Genomic DNA, 16,141 nt, shown 5'->3' with positions numbered 1-16,141 from the left:
CTCTGGTCCGGCTTCCCGGATCACCAGGAGATCAGCGGCGCGCGGTGCAGCCACGCATCTCCCTGACCCTGGTTCACCACGAACTTCGCGACGTCGGCTCTCGCGATGGTCCCTCCGTGGAACCCGGTGAGATCCGTGAGAGCCCGGACAACTTCCTTGGCGGGCTTGTCGTTCAGCACGGCAGGACGCACGAGCACCCAGTCCAAGCCGCTGTGCATGACGATGGCTTCCTGCCGGTTCTTGTCGGCATAGACGCGCCGCAATAGCGCGGGAAAGATCAGCCTGTCGAAGACGAACCCGCCATGCCCCGCGCTGTCGCCTGCGCCGATGCCGGTGACGCAAACGAGCCGCCGTACTCCGGCCGCCGTCATCGCGCGAACCAGGGCACTCGTCGCGACCGAAAGCGAAGTGACCGCGCGAAAAGGACTCGCGGGCGTGCCCAAGGCACTGAAGACGGCGTCGATCCCTTGGAGCGCCATGCGCAAGGCCCCTTCATCCCGGGCGTCCCCCACGATGATCTCGGCTCCCTGCAGGCCCCTGGCCTTGTCGGGTGAACGAACCAACGCGCGAACTTCATGCCCGCGTGCAAGGGCTTCCTGGACGATCAGCCGCCCCGTGCCGCCAGTGGCGCCGAGAACCAGGACCTTCTGGCGCGCGCGCGCGGTCTGTGCAGTGTGGAGCGCGTTCATCCAGCGACCCCTTGCAGCTTGCCCTGCGCCAGCAGTTCGCGGGTGCGCTGGAGCGTGGACAGCAGCGCGCTCCTGTAGCCCTTGTCGCCGTCCATCCAGGCCTGCTCGACCTGCTCTTCGGCTCCGCCGGGAACCTTGCCACGCAGGCCCAGATACCCATAGAAGCGAAGCTGCAGCTGGCCCGTGGAGTCTTCGAACAGCTCATTGACGATCGCTCCTTCCCGTGGGCCTGTGGCCTGGAAGAACGTGACCTTGCTCCCCGCCTCGAATGTGATGATCTCGCGCAGGTCGGCGCCGGCGATCGTCGCTTCCCGCACGATGTGCGTGGCGCTTTCTTCGACGACGTCGCAACGGATGCAGAGGTTCGGGGGCAGGAACTGACGGGCGTCGCGAGCCTTGAGAACGAGGCCCGCCCAGGCCTGCGAGCGGGTGAGCGCCGGCTCCCCTTCGGGATTGACCGGAACGGTCGCGGTGGAATAGATCATGGTGTCGTCCGTATCTGAAGCTTGGTTCCTCGCCCGTGCTCAGGCGGACGCCGCGATGTCCGCAGCGAAGTTGCGGTAGGAGCGCAGCGGCCGGCCCAGAAGCGCCGTCAGGCGTTCGAGGTCGCCGGTTTCCGGCACCATCCCTTCGGTGAGGAACCGTTCGCTCATGAGGCGCATGTCGTAGGCCATCCAGGGCGGCATGAACTGCAACAGGTTCTTCTCGAAGCCCGCCGTGTCGTCGCCGCCATAGACGATGGGCCGGCCCAGGGCGTCCGACCAGATGGCGGCGACCTGGACGCCTGTCAGGGTGTCCGGGCCCACCAGGTTCATGCGCTCCAGCGGCAGCAACTCCGGAGCGCGGTCGCGGCGGAGCAGCTCGAGGGCCGCGATCTCGCCGATGTCCCGCGCGTCAATCATCGCCAAGCCCTTGGCGCCGATCGGCATCGGGTAGACCCCGTACCCCAGGACGACGTCCTTGACGGTGTGGTCGTTGTCCATGAAGTAGGCCGGACGCAGGATGGTGGCGCTGAAGCCCATCTGCTCGAGCATCCGTTCCACGCCGTATTTGCCGGCGAAGTGCGGCACGTTCAGGTAGCGGTCGCTGTGAATGACCGAGAGGTACACGACGCGCTGGATGCCGGCCTCACGGGCCAGGTTGAGCGTCATGAGGGCCTGGGTGAACTCGTCCGGCACCACGCCGTTGAGCAGGAACAGCGTCGACACGCCATGAAGCGCGCGGCGCAGCGCCGGGACGTCCAGCAGGTCGCCCTGGACGACCTCGACGCTGGTGGGAAACGCGGCCTTGGACACGTCGCGGACCAGGGCACGGACGGCACCCCCATGGTTGACGAGTTGCTGAACGACTTGGCGGCCTACGTTGCCGGTGGCGCCGGTGATCAGGATGGTCATGATTTGCTTTCGGGTTGGTTGCAGGAGCCCGTAGGATCCTTGTTCCAACAGCGGCGCGATAGACCTTATATTTGGACGGATCGTCTCACCAGCGGAACAAAAATGGACCTCTTGGCGCTTGCTGACTTCAATCTCGTCGCCCGGCACGGCGGCTTCGGCAAGGCGTCACGCGAGGCAGGGCGCCCCAAGGCGACGCTGTCGCGCCGGGTGTCCGACCTGGAGGCCAGCCTCAACCTGCGCCTGCTCGAACGGGGAGTCCGCACCTTGAAGCTGACCGAAGAGGGGCGTGCACTGTTCGAGAGGTCTGCCGTCCTGCTCGCCCAACTGGACGAAACGGCGGCGGCCATTGCTTCCGGCGCGGCGACGCCCCGAGGCCGGTTGATGGTCAGTGCGCCGCTGCTGTTTTCGCAGGTCGCAATGGGGAAGCTGGCCGCGCAGTTCGCCCTGAAGCACCCCCAGGTGCGGCTCCAAGTGACGACCGAGGATCGGCCCGTCGACATGGTGGAAGAAGGGTACGACCTGGTCATCCGCGTCAATCCGGACCCGGACGAGAACCTGGTGGGACGCACCTTCCTGAGGGACCGGCTGGTCGTGGTGGCAAGCCCGTCTCTGGGCCGCACTGCGGACAACTCGCCTGTGCCGGTGGTGGTCAGGGGCGGTGGAGACGGCGATCAGGCGTCTTCATGGGAACTGTCCGGCGCGGAGGGGCAGACGCACATGGCGGTGCAGCCCGTCTTGCGTTTGTCATCGCTCTTCATGATCCGGGATGCCGTTCGGGCCGGCGCCGGCGCCGCACGCCTGCCGATCTCCCTGGTGGCCCGCGATCTGGGCGCCGGCACCTTGGTGCGCTGGGGCGATGTGCGCGGCCCGGAGATCGCACTGTGGGCCTTGTACCCCTCGCGCAGGCTGCTCAGCGCCCGCGTGTCAGCGTTCCTGGACTTGCTGAAGGAGGCCTTCCCGCAGGGCACACCCGAGGAATTGGCTTCCTACGCAGATTGACCAGCGAGCGGGCCCCGCCTGGCCAAGTCCATGCTCACGCCGCGATGTGCTGCGAGCCACCTGCCACCTTCCCGCGCGCAAACTGCGACGGAGACTGCCCGACGTGCCGCGTGAACGCCACGCTGAAAGTGCTGGCAGATCCATAGCCCACGCGAGCCGCGATCTCCGCGACGGCAGCGGCCCGGTGGCTCAGGAGATCCTTGGCGAGCGCCATGCGCCACGCCAGCAGGTATTCCATCGGAGCCATGCCGACCCTGGCCTGGAAGCGCGCGAAAAATGACGAGCGGGACAGCGCTGCTTCCTTCGCCATGGCGGCCACCGTCCAGGGGCGGGTCGGGTCTGCATGCAGGGCGCGGATCGCCGTCGACAGCCGGGGGTCAGCCAGCCCCTGCGCCAGTCCGGGCCAGACAGTCGCCTGTTCGCCAGGCGACCGCAGCGCCTCGATGAGCAGCACCTCGAGCAGGCGCTCGAGCACGACATCGCGCGCGGGCCGCCTCGCGCGCGACTCCTCGCCCAGCAGTTGAACCAGCGCCGACAGCCGGGGCGCGTCACGCACGTGGATCAGGCGCGGCAGCAGCGACACCAGCAGCCCGGCGTTGGGTGATGCGAAGGTGCAGTGCCCGGCCAGGATGCGCAGGTCGGCCTCGCCCTTCCGCGCGCCGATCCGGAAGAGGCCTTCCGCGACGGCCACCGGGGTGGACAGGACGTCCTCGGGCGGCGGCTCGGCGCTCGTCATGCAAACCGCGTGCGCGGCAGGCACCAGCACGAAGTCGCCGGCTTGGAGCGCCACGGGCGCCTGGTCGTCCAGGGCGATGTGGCAACTGCCTTCCAGGACCGCGCAATAGAAAGGCTCCCCGCCATCGGAGCGCCGGATGCGCCACTGTCCGGCGCCGGACACTTGCTTGGAGAAGCGGGCGGCGGGCCGGAGCAGCGCCACCACATCGGCAAGAGGATCGACCATCCTTGGACGCTCGCTAAAGAAATCTGTACGACCCAGTGTAGCCAGTCCGGGCGCCCGTCCTTAACCTCAGGGCTCCAACACCAAGGACCCCCATGAAAACCGTTCTGATCACCGGCTGCTCCTCCGGTTTCGGCCTGGCCACCGCCCAGCTTTTCCTCGACCGCGGCTGGAACGTCATCGCCACCATGCGCTCGCCGCGTCCCGACGTGCTGCCGCCGGAACCGCGCTTGCGTGTCCTTCAATTGGACGTCACCGATGCCGCCAGCATTGCCGCAGCCGTCGCGGCGGCAGGTCCCGTCGACGTGCTGGTCAACAACGCCGGCTTCGGCGCCCCCGCGCCCGTCGAACTCACTTCGGCCGACAGCGTCCGCGCCCTCTTCGACACCAACACCTTCGGCACGATCGCCGTGACGCAGGCCGTGCTGCCGGGCATGCGGCAGCGAGGTTCGGGCGTGATCGTCAACGTCACCTCGAGCGCCACCTACAAGCCGCTGCCGCTGGTGGGCGTTTACCGTGGGGCCAAGGCAGCCGTGAACGCCCTGTCCGAATCGCTGGCCGGCGAGGTCGCTCCGTTCGGCATCCGCGTGCACCTGGTGCTGCCGGGCTCCTCCGGGGAAACGCAGTTCCGGGCCACCGCGGCCAAGCGCTTGGAGGGGCCCGGCGATGCGGTGTACGGCGACTTCATCCGCGACACGCTCGCGCGCATGCAGGCCATGACGGGGCCGGGCACCCGTGCCGCGGATGTCGCCGAGGCGGTCTGGCGGGCGGCGAACGACGCCTCCGCACCGATGCGAATTCCAGCGGGGGCCGATGCTCTTGCGTGGGCGGAGGAAGCGGAAGTGGGGGCACGGTAGGACGCGTTGGCACCACCTGCGCGGGAGGCGCTGACCTCGCTGCAACGGGAACAGATGGCTGCTCCTGGCCGCAAGCGGGCACGAAGCGGACCGGACGCGTCGCGCCAATGCCTCGCCCCCCGGCGTGCCGCGGACAATGGGGTCATGGCCAACGCCGACCCGCAGTCCCTTCAGATTCACCCTGACGCCGCCGACCCCCTGCTGGCGCAGCAGCAGACGCTGTTCAACCGCCTGCTGCAGGACGTCGCCCTGTGGCGTGCAGCGCTCGCCGAGTGGAAGGACCGGATCGAGCGCTGGCACCAGGCCGTCGGCCCTGTCCAGCGGGAACTGCATGCCGCATGGCGGCAGTGGGTGTTCGCCCTCGACCACGCGAGCCTGCAGCCGGGGCTGTCGCGCGGCGAACGCAGGCAGCTGGACGAGTTGATCCTCGAAGCCGTCACCCCCCTGCTGGAAGCGGATGACGACCCTGAGATGGAAGCCGTCGCGCGCCGGCACGCCGACGACAAGCCATCTGCCTCGTCCGCGCAAGAGGATGCGACGCAGAGCGGCCCAGCAGGCCTGGACGACCCCGCGGAGGACTGGGAGCGGCAGGCCGCTGCGGCCGCTGCCCAGCGCGCGCAATGGGCGGCGAAGCGCCGCGCGGCGAGTGCATCCAAGCGACGCATCCAGCAGGAGCAGGAGGTGTCCCAGTCCGTGCGCGATGTGTACCGCCGGGTCGCGAGCGTGCTGCACCCCGACCGCGAGCGCGAGGCGCAGCAGCGCGAGCGCAAGACGGCGCTCATGCAGCAGGCCAACCAGGCCTACGCGAAGCAGGACCTGCTGGCCCTGCTGGAGTTGCAGCTGCAGGCGGAGCAGATGGATGCAGCACACCGGGCCACCGCAGATCGCCGGCGCCTGCAGCACCACGTCGCCGTGCTGCAGGCGCAGTTGGCGGACCTGCAGTCCGAGACACGTCGCCTGGAGGCCGGCTTCCGCGAAGCGGCCGGGTTGCCGGCCGGCGCGGGACTGCAGCCGCGCAAGGCCGACCGGGTGATCTCTGCCGAGGCTCAGCGCATGCGCAACGATCTGGTGTTGCTGCGCCGCCAGCCCCAGACGGTGCTCGACGTGGAAGCCGTGAAAGGCTGGCTGCGGGCCCAGCGCAGGCCTTGATAATCCTGCGGCGGGCCATAGGTCGGTGCGTTGCGCCAACAGCGCGCCTGCCCGGGTGCCCCGGGATTCCGGCAGACCGCCGGCCACCCACGATCGATGTCCCAGACTTCCGCGTCCCCCGAGCCCTCCGCATCCCTCGACCCCACACGGCTTCTGGCCCACCCCAACTGGGTGGTCTACGACCAGGTGGCCCTCCTGGCCCGAAGCGTCGCCCGGTCCGGCGACGTTCCGCCCCTCTTGCGCTCCAGCTTGCGCGGGCTGTGGCGCACCCCGCCGACACCTGAACTGGAACGGCAGATCGATGCGGCCGTCGCGGACGCCGGCTTCTGCGCCGAGTTCGTGCGCAACGGCGGCGAGCTTCGCGTCGCGCATTGCCTGACGATGCTCCATGCCCTGGCCGCATGGGAGGCGACGGCGCGGCCCGACGAGCTGCTGAGCCGGCTCGCGCACGGCGGTGAAGCGCTGGAAGCGGCGCTGGCTGGCGGCGACGTCTTGCCGCCCCGGCGCTGGAAACCCGAGGAGCGCGCCGAACGCCTGCGGCAATTGCAGGGCGACGCGCCAGTGTCGGGCAAGGAAGAACGCAAGCAGCAGCGGTTGGCCGAGGAACGCGAAGCGCGGCGCCTCAAGGACGAACGCGCCCAGCAACTGCAGGAGGCCGAAGAAGCCCGCCTTGCGCAGACCGCCATCGGGTTGCAGGCCTGGCTGCGCGACCAGGGGGTGGGCGCGGACCGGTTCGACCCCGCCACCTTCGACCAATTGCAGTCCGGCCAGCTCCTGCGCGATTTCAAGGACGTGCACGGCGTGCCGCCGTCGCCGACCGCGCTGCGCAGGATCTTCGAGCTGGCACCGGCCGTGCACGAGCAGCTTGCCGCGCACCAGCTGGAGCTGGAACGCCGCGCCCGTGAGCGCAAGCTGGCGCAACACCGCTGGGAGCAGAGCCTCATCGGCTACGACCAGGCACTCGAGCTGCTCGGCGTGGCGAAGGCGGAGCTCGACGCGTGGACAGCGCTGCAACGTGTGCCGGTGGCCCTCCACCGGACCCTGCGCAAGGGTGGGCAGGAGAGCGTGCAGATGCTGTTCGATCCCGCCGTGCTGGGAACGATCGCCGAGGAGCAGATCGCCCAATGGCGGGCATCCGACCTGCAGACCCTGCCGCCGGAGGACCGGGCCGCCCGGGCGCGCAGCGTCGCCAGGATCCAGGCGCGCCGGCGCCTGGCGGCTGCCCTCGAGGCGACGACGGCGGCGCATCGCTGCGAGGTGCGGCACCAGGACGACGGCACCCTCGTCTTCACCCAGACCGCCACCGTGCCGGTCTCGTGGGCGGTGTCGCCAGGCGAGGTCCAGACATGGTCGGCGGTCGTCCTGCTGCAGGCCGCCCTGCCGCTTCCCAAGAATCCCGGGGAGGTCGGCAACCTGTCCGCCCGGGTCGGCGCGTGCTTCGCGCCGGACAAGCTCACCGGCATCGGCCAGGCGATCTCCGAGGCGCTGGCGGACCTGGTTGCCGAGTACGGCAATGCCCTGTCGCAGGTGCAGCGCACGGAACTGCTGGCCGGCCTTCGGCTCGCGCTGGAGAAGGGCCTGCGCCAGCAGGAGCTGCGCGACGGCGTGAAGGACACGCTGATCGCCTCGGTGGCTCCGCTGCTGCGGCGCATCGAGGAAGAGCGCGCGCAGGAGCTCGTCCGCCTGAAGGACTACCCGCAAGCCTTCCCCCTGGCGCGCACCCTCGGGCGCACGATCCACTTCCGGCTCGGGCCCACCAACTCGGGCAAGACGCACGATGCGCTCGAGGCGCTGAAGGACGCGTCATCCGGTGTCTACCTGGCGCCCCTGCGACTGCTGGCGATGGAGATCCGCGACCGTCTGGCCGCGCAGGGCATCCCCTGCAACCTGCTCACGGGCGAGGAGCACGACCTTATGCCGGGCGCGCGCCACACGGCGTGCACGGTGGAGATGATGAACCCGCAGCAGGAGGTGGAGGTCGCCGTGATCGACGAGATCCAGATGCTGCAGGACCCCGGCCGCGGCTGGGCCTGGACGTCCGCGCTCGTCGGTGCGCCCGCGCGGGACGTGTACGTGTGCGGCGCGGACACGGTCCACCAGCGTTGCGTCGAGGTTCTCGACGCGATCGGCGAGCGGCACGAGACACGGATCCTGGAGCGCAAGACCCCGCTCGTGGTGGAAGACGCTCCGTTGGCCGCACGTCGCGGGCGCAGGCAGGCCGACGCCGGCCTGAAGCCGGGCGATGCCCTGATCGCCTTCTCCCGCAAGGACGTGCTGACCCTGAGCGCCCGCTACCGCTCGCAAGGGCTGTCCGTCGCCACGATCTACGGCGCGCTGGCGCCCGAAGTGCGGCGCGCGGAATCGGAGCGCTTCGCGAATGGCGAGGCCGACGTGGTGGTGGCCACCGACGCCATCGGGATGGGCCTGAACCTGCCGGTGCGGCGGGTCGTGTTTTCCACCGTGCACAAGTTCGACGGCGTGGAGACCCGCCTGCTGCATGCGGCGGAAGTGCAGCAGATCGCCGGCCGTGCAGGCCGGTTCGGCCTGCACGACGAAGGCCGGGTCACGGCGCTGGACCGCGAAGACCTGGCCTACGTCCGCCGCATGGTCGCGCAGCCCCAGCCCCGGATGCCGTCGGCGCTGGCCATTGCGCCGAGCCCGTGGCACGTGGAATCGCTGGCGCAGCTGCTGGGGACGCAGCAGATCGCGCCCATCCTGTCGTACTTCGCGACGCGCATCGCGGCCAAGGGGTCCCTGTTCGAGACGGCCGCCCTGGAAGACCAGATCGGCCTGGCCCGCGTCGTCGACCGCATGGCGGGCAAGCTGTCGCTGGCCGACAAGTTCACCTTCAGCTGCGCGCCGATCGCGCACGACAAGCCGAACGAACTCGCCTACTTCGAAACCTGCCTGCTCGCCTTCGTGAAGGGACGCACGCTCCTGCTGCCGCGCCTGGACGGCTGGCTGCAGGAGCGGCAGCCCGGATTTCTGGAGGAAGCGGAGTTCCTGAGCAAGGATGTGAGCCTCTACGCGTGGCTCTCGTACAAGTTTCCAGACGTCTACTGCGACGGGGAGGCGGTGCCCGATCTGCGCGCGCATCTGGGCCGGTACATCGAACGCGAGCTGGTCCGGCAGAACGGCTTCGGGAAGACGGCCAAGGAGAGTTTCCAGAGCCGGCGGTGGTGACGGGCGCTGGCTGCCGGGCCGCGGGACATCAGAAGGAACCGAGCGATCCTCCAGGCCGCTGGCGAGATCGGCCAGGCGGTGTCACCGCCCGAGCCGATCGGGGCGTCCGAGCACCGGCACGCCCCGCAGCGAAACCTCGGGGCAGCCTTGGTCGAAGGGCACGGACTTCACTTCTGTGCGGACCCAAAAGTGAACGTGAGTACCAAGCTCTCCTCCTTGCTTGGCCTTTTGCGCTGCTGCTTCGGCGCGGCTCCAGCCACATCCCGGATTCGGTCCCACTGACGCCTGCTCAGCCGACCTGGGCGTTTGGGCTTCTTGGAGTTGTTGACGATGCTGAGCGCCGTCAGGTGGAGGGTCCAGGCCTTGATGTCGTACGCTGAGGCGGCCGCGTTGTTACTGTTACCGCGCCGGTCGCGCTCGAGCTCATCCAATACGCCGTCTGGGGTCTCCCAGTACAGCAGGTGACGCTTGTCCAGTGCGCGGTTGTAGGCAATCAGATGCTCGACCAACTTCTTCTCAAGTTCGAACACCGTCTCGGCTGCAAATAGCTTGGCGGTGCGCTTCTTCGCCTTCGAGCGAGACCGATTGCGGCGGTCGTAGGCTCCGGCGTCTGTTGCCTGGTCAGCCTGTGCGTGCCCCAAGCTTCCCTCGACCGTCGGCTTCCAATAGGGCCTATTTGGGGGCGCCTTCTTGATGTCGATGCGGCAGCGCTGCAAGGCCCCGGGGCCACTTTTCGAGGCACCTGGGCCACCGTCAACGTACACGAACGCGGAAACGCTGTTCTCATCCTCAGGAAACGTAGTCGGGTCGTTGATTCCGAGCCGCTCCAGGTGCCGCTTCTTCGATGTCATTGCGCAGAAGAGCGCGAGTCGGTAGCCCTCCTTCCAACTTTCCTCTCCGACGTAGACCTTCCATCCAATCGCCTTCTTGCTCTCTCGGTCGAAGACCACCATCGCGGTCGCCTTGCCGACGTTGATGGTTCGGCCTTCGACCGTCCAGCGGCAGACCAGCTCCTTGTTGAACGGCGTGCGGTCGATGTCGTAGACCTCCCCCACCCCACCTGAGATGTCTGTGTCGTAGCCGCGGCGCGGCTGCATCTCCTTTCCGTCCTTGTCACCTCCTTTCACTGTGGGTCAGACCAAGCAGGTCTGCCCGAAGTGCGGTCAGCGCGACTCCCACATGCCGCGCGCGAACTACAAGCAGTGGCGCTGCCGCGGCTGGCCTGTACCAGACAAACCACCGCAAGGGCAAGTCGTGGCACACGGTGGCAAACGCCCAGGGTGTCACCACTCGCGAGTACGTCGCCAAGTAGCCTCTCTGCCCAGAATGAGCCGGGCGCCGGCGGATACGCCTGCGCTTCTCCGCTCGCCAGACGCGCTGCAGACAAAAGACAGCGCGTCAGACCTGCTCTGCTTCTTGGGCGTCGAGCGCATCCTTTTCGCGCCTTTGCCGCGCGATACCTTCCTTGGCACTTGCGAGCAGATTCGAATAGAGCTCATAGGCGGGCTCGACCCTGCTGAGACTCGCAAGAACCTGCTCACAATGTTCTTTGAGTTCAACATCTTCTCTGAACGGCTCTCCGGGAGTGCTGCTCCGGCCGCCTGACATGGTGGCGGCATAGAACGCGGAGGTGACGTCACTGAGCGCGTCCTCGCTCAGAGCAGCGGCCTGCTCAAGGAATTGCCTCACGAGCGCGGGATGCTCGTAGATGATTGTGTTCTGCGCGGCGTGCAAAACCGCCGCCCCCAAATCCACTCGCTCCTGCGTCCCGCCTGACATCCAGGCAAGGAGCATTTCCAAAAACGCGCGGTCATAGGGCCCACACAGGGCGCCAACGACTTGCCCGATTCCATAGGAGAACTGCTCAGGGTGCTTTTGCTGGAGCACCCAGTCGAGAAGGCCTCGAAGAAGCTCTATTGCGCCAGGACTACTCAGGAAACCGAGTCCCGCATCGTCATCATCGAAGAGACCCGCGTGTGCCCATTCGTGCTCGCGAGCCGCTGAAAGCATTCGAGCTTTCAGCAGGTCAACGACAGCAGCAGGTACGACCTGGATTGCCTTACGCAGGAACTCCTTGACGTAGTGTTCCCCCAGCACGTCCTGGTCTCCAACGAGCGCCAGCAGCCGCGTCCAATGGTCTGCGTCAATGACTTCGGCCGGGATGCCGTGCTCGTTGCCAACCCGCATAAACAGGTCTTCGGCTATATCTGGTGCGATGGAGAGATTGAGTTTGCAGACGAACTCGAGAGCCAACGATGGCTCTTGATTAGCCAAGTGCTGGACGATAGTGGGCGTGAAGCGCAGCGCCCGGGCATCCGTCGCACCAAAGACTCTGCCAAGCACTGCGAAATCAGCGCTCGTGAAAGGAGTCGTTTGACGAGCGTACGCCTCGGCCAGAAGCGGCAGTTCGTCATCGCGCAGAGCAGCTTTGAGCGACGGACTGCCAGGCGCTTGACCTCCTGAGCGCTCGAAGCCCAGGAGTGCCGCCAATGCGACCCCGCCGTATTCGGCAAGGGGCGTTTGCTCGCCGCGGCGCGTAAAGACTTCCCTAGCGAACTCGCTGGAGCTTGCAATGAGGCGATTGAGAAAGATGTGGGCAGTGCTCCGGCCAGAAGGGGCGACGGCGCGGACCTCCCCAAGCCACTTGCACGCGAACTCAAACAAGTCAGACCCTCGCGGAAATTCTGTTGCAAGGTCCTGAATCAACACCGCGGCGTGCTCCTCATGCGCTTGTCGCAACCTTCCCTCCCTTGCCTTCCACGTTTCCATTCCCCAGCCGTCCATCAAAGCGCGAACAAAGCGCGCTGGCAGCGTGGCATCCAGCGATTTGATGATTTCTTGCGCGAGTTCACTACGCGGCGCACTGCCGTACCCTGCGTGCCAGCCAACGGATTGCGCAACCCTCATCAGAACGACGGGGTGGAGCTCAGCCGCTCTGACCGTCCGCAAAACGTCTTGAAGCAGTTGCGTGTGTGCATCGTTCCAGGCGGCGCTGTCGCGTGCACCTCCAGGCGGCCCTCTCAGGGCGCTTGCCAGCGTGCGGGCGGCTAGAAATGCGCGGCGCAGATTCGCACTGGCAATCGAAGCCACCAGTTCTGTGGTCACTTCTTTTCGGATGTCGCTGGCCCTTGAGAGGTCCAGTTGGTATCGCGTGATAGTCACCGTCCGCGCCGACGCACTGGACGTCAGCATTTCGGTAGCCAAAGCCCCTTCAAGAATGTCAAAGGGCGTGTAGGGCCCGTCCAGCGCCTCGGGCGTATTCAGGAGGCTGAGCGCAAACCGCACAACTTGCCGGACGTAGTCGAGCGGCTTGCCAGGAGCAAATTGGGCAAGTTCCTTAAGGACTCGAATGCCGTGATATGGGTGCTGATTGAGGGAGCGCGCATCGTCCTTGCACGCTTTCCAAAGCAGAAGGCAAGCCTCGTCTAGGTACTGGCCGTTGTAGGCCGCGTACTTCAGCATGCCGCACACGCCTGCGTTGGAGCCATGCCCCTGCTTGATTAGCTTCGCGGCAAAGTCGAGAGCCAATCGGGGCTGGTAGAAGGCCACCGCCTCAACGGCCTCGACGTGAGCGTTGCGATGGTCATCTAACCACTGAAGCTTAGGCATCAAGCTGTGCAGAACCTTCGTACCTTCTGTGACGTCGCCCTTTCGCATTCGCCATTCGAGCCTGCCCAAATTCAGAAGCAGGTTCTTGAGAAGCTGACTGTCGGCGCGGTCAAAGATGTCTGAAACCTTCTCTGATGCCGTTCCATCTGGATTCAGAAGCTTGGTCTGGATGATTGAGTCAGCGAGGAGGTCAGGAGCGAGGCGATAGCGCAAGCCACGCTTGAAGAGCACGCCCGCATCGGTAAGCAGGCGCATGAGGCGCAACGCGTCCTCGCGCGCGATGCCATCAACCTCATTGAGAATTGCAAGCAAAACCGGGTCTTCGAGAAAGATTGGCTGCAACAGCGCAATCGTCCTGAGTACAGAGTTCAGTCGCTCGACATCCATGCCCGCAACGATTCGCCCGGTCAGCACGTCCTGAAGCCGGGCAAGCACAGTGCGTTGAAAGTCCTGAACATTCAACAGGAGGCTCGGATGCACCTTCTCTCTAGCCACAACTTGCGCGGCCATAACCGTCACGAGAGGCATTCCGACGGTCGCAGCAGCGATTTCGCCCGCTGCTGCGGCCGGCCCATTGAACCGGGTGAGCACTTCGCCTGCCAAGGCCTTCGTCTCCGGCAAGCCAAGCGGCTCGAGCACGGTCGTTCTGATTTCACTGGAATGCAGCCCGGCGCCCACTGCATCTGCCTCCACTGGCTGGCGTGCGTAAGGACGCGAAGCAATCAGGAGCTTGGCCTTGTTGTCCGGGTCGGAGGCAAATCGCAGGAGCAGAGGGATGTCTTCCCTGTCCTGCGCATCGTCAACGACGAGAAGTTTCTTGCGCTCTCCCAAACGTGCCAGATGCTCGGAGCGAACATCTTCCGTTGGAGAGACACATTGCACCAGGACGTCGCGATGGCGTGATTCGATTGCTGCAATGGTGTCTCGCACGAAGCGAGTCTTGCCCGCTCCAGGCGCGCCGACGACGACACACACACGAACCTGGTCGTCCTGCAGTGCACTGAGCACCTCTTGCAGTTCGCCGTCGCGTCCGACCAAGTCCCAGTCTTGGCTAAAGAAGCCCCCCGGCTTCAAAAGCGGCTTGAAGAATCTCTCCACGGTCAACAAAGGCCCGTCTTCAGGCACGCCAAGCAGCTGCAGTCGCTTGCCTGGAAAGTAGATGTCCACCAGGTCAGTGCGCTCGACCATCGGCAGCTCGCGGAATCTGCGGGAGATGTCTTCCCGGTCCCAAAGCTGCCAATCCTTGTGTAGGGTGATTGCGTCGCGAGCCTTCGGACTCGCTACGTTGGAGAGCAGCAAAACGCTAAGTGCAGCCGGGTACTTTTGTTCGGCGACGGCGGAGTGCACCTTCTGCGCACCGAACTCCTCGACTCGCTTGCATTGGAAGACGTATACCTTCGCGGGGAATTCAACAAGGATGTCGATGCCTCGCTGGTCGTGTCCGGACGCCCCATATCGCGACGCCCGGCCGCCCGATGCGCGAAAGTAGCGGTCCAGGAAATCAGCGCAGAAACGCTCGAAGCGCTCTGGTGCCAGCGCATAAAGCGGAAGCGCCTGGTCGTAAGTTGGCGCCCCCTCAGGCTCGACGTCATGCTGTGAATAGCCCGCAGCGTTCAACAGCCGCTGCTCGTCTGCATTCAAGGCTTTGGAAAGCGCGGGGATGTCCTTGGCGCGCGGCCGGGCCAGTCCCTTCTCCCACCTGCTCACCGTCTGCTGCTTCAGATCCAGCTTGTTGGCGAGCTCCAGCTGCGTCATGCCTGCTTCGACACGGCACGTGACCAGCAGCTCAGCAAAAGTTCGTACAGGCGCGTCCATGCGCTCCTCCTTGGGAAACACAATCATTGTGCACCAAAACCATGTATCCTGAAAAGTTGTTCTAAAATGGCCGCCGCCAACCACCCGGAGGCGCCTCGTGCCCGACGAACCCGATGAACCGAAGAAGCGCCGCCCGGTCCAGCTCAAGCTGCGTGACGACCCGTACTGCGGGTTCAAGGACGACAAAGAACGCCGCAACGCCCTGAACACCCGGGAGGTCTGCCGCCTCTGCGGCCGCCTGGCGCTCGCCGTCGCCATCATCTACGTCGTGGGCACGGGTGCTTCCCTGGAACCCGTGCTGAAGCTGTTGCAAGGTGTGCTGCGCCTCGTGTGACGCGTGCCCGACCAGACGAACAACACCCCGCCATGACAACCATCTTCTTCTCGTACTCGCACGCCGACGAAGACCTGCGCAACCGCCTTGACCGGCACCTGGCCATGCTGCGCCATCAGGGGCTGGTCGACACCTGGCACGACCGCCGCATCACCGCGGGCGCGCCGTTCGATGACGCCATCTCCGAGAACCTCGAGCGTGCTGACATCATCTTGCTGCTGGTCAGCTCCGACTTCCTCTCGTCCGAGTACTGCTACGCCCGGGAGATGCACCGGGCCATGGAGCGGCACCAAGAGGGCACGGCGGTCGTCATCCCGGTCATCCTGCGGCCGTGCGATTGGCATCCAGCCCCCTTCGGCAAGCTCATGGGCGTGCCTACCGATGGCAAGCCGGTCACGTCATGGCCGAACCACGATGAAGCCTTCGTGGACATCGCCAGGCAGGTTCGGCGGGTGGTCGAGGAGCGCGCTGCGCCCCAAGGTGCGCCAGCGGCGCTGCCCGCACCTGCGGCGCAGCGGCCTGCCGCGAACCCCCAGCCGAGCACCGCTGCCGCCACCCTTCGCTCGAGCAACTTGCGTCTGCGCAAGGAGTTCACCGAGCGAGACCGGGACCAATTCCTTCACGAAAGCTTCGACCGCATCGCGAGCACCTTCGAAGGCTCGCTCCAGGCCCTGGCAGAGCGCAACGATGGCATCGAGGGCGACTTCCGCCGTGTTGATATCAATACGTTCACCGCCATCATCTACAAGGGCGGGAAGTCTGTGAGCCAGTGCTGCGTTCGGCTGGGGGACTTCCTGGGCCAGGGCATCAGCTACTCCAACGATGCGAACCCCCGCGGCAACAGCTTCAATGAAAGCATGACGGTGCAGGCTGACCAAGAAGCGCTGTACTTCACGACCATGGGGTTCACCGGCTCCGGTCAGAGCCGCTTGTCAGCAGAGGCGGCTGCTGAGCATCTGTGGTCCATGCTCATTCGACCGCTGCAGTAGCTAACGCCTGGAGCGATACCGGGAGGCGGCCGAAGGCAATCGTGAGAGATGCAGCGAAGAGCGCCCACCAGCAGTCGTCATTGGGAAAACTCACGTTCTCGTGTGCCGACTACTCGCGTTCTGACCACTCCCTACTCACGTTCACTTTTCCTCGCGCTGCTGCCG

Annotated in this window: 12 protein-coding genes; 6 read left to right on the top strand and 6 right to left on the bottom strand. The window is 66.1% G+C overall.

The window, feature by feature from the left end:
• Window positions 1-20 precede the first annotated feature (20 nt).
• Genes VFE82_RS10410 through VFE82_RS10400 form a run of 3 tightly spaced genes read right to left on the bottom strand, consistent with a single transcriptional unit; the run spans window position 21 to window position 2,083 of the window.
• Window positions 21-689, bottom strand: coding sequence for an SDR family oxidoreductase (locus VFE82_RS10410; protein WP_325000239.1), 669 nt, complete (start codon window positions 687-689; stop codon window positions 21-23).
• Window positions 686-1,174 (bottom strand): AtaL-like protein, encoded by a 489-nt coding sequence (locus tag VFE82_RS10405; protein ID WP_325000238.1) that lies wholly within the window; start codon window positions 1,172-1,174, stop codon window positions 686-688. Before VFE82_RS10405 ends, VFE82_RS10410 begins: the two co-directional genes overlap by 4 nt.
• A gap of 39 nt (window positions 1,175-1,213) precedes the next feature.
• Window positions 1,214-2,083: an NmrA/HSCARG family protein gene (locus VFE82_RS10400; protein WP_325000487.1), complete on the bottom strand. Its 870-nt coding sequence runs from the start codon at window positions 2,081-2,083 to the stop codon at window positions 1,214-1,216.
• Window positions 2,084-2,185: 102 nt separating this feature from the next.
• On the opposite strand from VFE82_RS10400, the gene VFE82_RS10395 reads away from it, so the two are divergent.
• On the top strand, window positions 2,186-3,082 hold the full coding sequence (locus VFE82_RS10395; protein ID WP_325000237.1) for a LysR family transcriptional regulator: 897 nt from the start codon (window positions 2,186-2,188) through the stop codon (window positions 3,080-3,082).
• Between the two features lie 34 nt (window positions 3,083-3,116).
• On the opposite strand, the gene VFE82_RS10390 is transcribed toward VFE82_RS10395, so the two are convergent.
• Window positions 3,117-4,043, bottom strand: coding sequence for an AraC family transcriptional regulator (locus VFE82_RS10390; protein ID WP_325000236.1), 927 nt, complete (start codon window positions 4,041-4,043; stop codon window positions 3,117-3,119).
• Between the two features lie 92 nt (window positions 4,044-4,135).
• On the opposite strand from VFE82_RS10390, the gene VFE82_RS10385 reads away from it, so the two are divergent.
• The 3 genes from VFE82_RS10385 to VFE82_RS10375 all read left to right on the top strand — a co-directional run bounded on the left by VFE82_RS10385 (window position 4,136) and on the right by VFE82_RS10375 (window position 9,229).
• Window positions 4,136-4,897: an SDR family oxidoreductase gene (locus VFE82_RS10385; RefSeq protein WP_325000235.1), complete on the top strand. Its 762-nt coding sequence runs from the start codon at window positions 4,136-4,138 to the stop codon at window positions 4,895-4,897.
• A 144-nt stretch (window positions 4,898-5,041) separates the two neighbouring features.
• Window positions 5,042-6,046 (top strand): hypothetical protein, encoded by a 1,005-nt coding sequence (locus tag VFE82_RS10380; protein ID WP_325000234.1) that lies wholly within the window; start codon window positions 5,042-5,044, stop codon window positions 6,044-6,046.
• Between the two features lie 96 nt (window positions 6,047-6,142).
• Window positions 6,143-9,229, top strand: coding sequence for a helicase-related protein (locus VFE82_RS10375; RefSeq protein ID WP_325000233.1), 3,087 nt, complete (start codon window positions 6,143-6,145; stop codon window positions 9,227-9,229).
• A 167-nt stretch (window positions 9,230-9,396) separates the two neighbouring features.
• Here VFE82_RS10375 and VFE82_RS10370 read toward each other — a convergent pair whose 3' ends face one another.
• Together VFE82_RS10370 and VFE82_RS10365 are read right to left on the bottom strand one after the other, a co-directional pair.
• Entirely contained in the window at window positions 9,397-10,326 is a 930-nt protein-coding gene (locus VFE82_RS10370; protein WP_325000232.1) for a hypothetical protein, read from the bottom strand.
• A 301-nt stretch (window positions 10,327-10,627) separates the two neighbouring features.
• Window positions 10,628-14,674 carry a helix-turn-helix domain-containing protein gene (locus VFE82_RS10365; protein WP_325000231.1) on the bottom strand — a complete coding sequence of 1,349 codons (4,047 nt, stop codon included), beginning with the start codon at window positions 14,672-14,674 and terminating at the stop codon, window positions 10,628-10,630.
• A 76-nt stretch (window positions 14,675-14,750) separates the two neighbouring features.
• Here VFE82_RS10365 and VFE82_RS10360 point away from each other — a divergent pair, with 76 nt between their 5' ends.
• Together VFE82_RS10360 and VFE82_RS10355 are read left to right on the top strand one after the other, a co-directional pair.
• Entirely contained in the window at window positions 14,751-14,987 is a 237-nt protein-coding gene (locus tag VFE82_RS10360; protein WP_325000230.1) for a hypothetical protein, read from the top strand.
• Between the two features lie 32 nt (window positions 14,988-15,019).
• Complete coding sequence (locus tag VFE82_RS10355; RefSeq protein WP_325000229.1) at window positions 15,020-15,976, top strand: toll/interleukin-1 receptor domain-containing protein; 957 nt, start codon at window positions 15,020-15,022, stop codon at window positions 15,974-15,976.
• The last annotated feature ends 165 nt before the right edge of the window (window positions 15,977-16,141 follow it).

Origin of the sequence: Ramlibacter sp., from assembly GCF_035655895.1 — a bacterium.
In the GTDB taxonomy this organism is placed as follows: Bacteria; Pseudomonadota; Gammaproteobacteria; order Burkholderiales; family Burkholderiaceae_C; genus Ramlibacter.
Note: the sequence above shows the minus strand (reverse complement) of the source record. Positions and strands in the feature narration are given on the sequence as shown.

Coding starts and splice junctions, on each gene's coding strand:
- VFE82_RS10390 (WP_325000236.1), bottom strand. CDS start 4,043: ATGGTCGATCCTCTTGCCGATGTGGTGGCGCTGCTCCGGCCCGCCGCC.
- VFE82_RS10395 (WP_325000237.1), top strand. CDS start 2,186: ATGGACCTCTTGGCGCTTGCTGACTTCAATCTCGTCGCCCGGCACGGC.
- VFE82_RS10380 (WP_325000234.1), top strand. CDS start 5,042: ATGGCCAACGCCGACCCGCAGTCCCTTCAGATTCACCCTGACGCCGCC.
- VFE82_RS10405 (WP_325000238.1), bottom strand. CDS start 1,174: ATGATCTATTCCACCGCGACCGTTCCGGTCAATCCCGAAGGGGAGCCG.
- VFE82_RS10375 (WP_325000233.1), top strand. CDS start 6,143: ATGTCCCAGACTTCCGCGTCCCCCGAGCCCTCCGCATCCCTCGACCCC.
- VFE82_RS10370 (WP_325000232.1), bottom strand. CDS start 10,326: ATGCAGCCGCGCCGCGGCTACGACACAGACATCTCAGGTGGGGTGGGG.
- VFE82_RS10400 (WP_325000487.1), bottom strand. CDS start 2,083: ATGACCATCCTGATCACCGGCGCCACCGGCAACGTAGGCCGCCAAGTC.
- VFE82_RS10385 (WP_325000235.1), top strand. CDS start 4,136: ATGAAAACCGTTCTGATCACCGGCTGCTCCTCCGGTTTCGGCCTGGCC.
- VFE82_RS10410 (WP_325000239.1), bottom strand. CDS start 689: ATGAACGCGCTCCACACTGCACAGACCGCGCGCGCGCGCCAGAAGGTC.
- VFE82_RS10355 (WP_325000229.1), top strand. CDS start 15,020: ATGACAACCATCTTCTTCTCGTACTCGCACGCCGACGAAGACCTGCGC.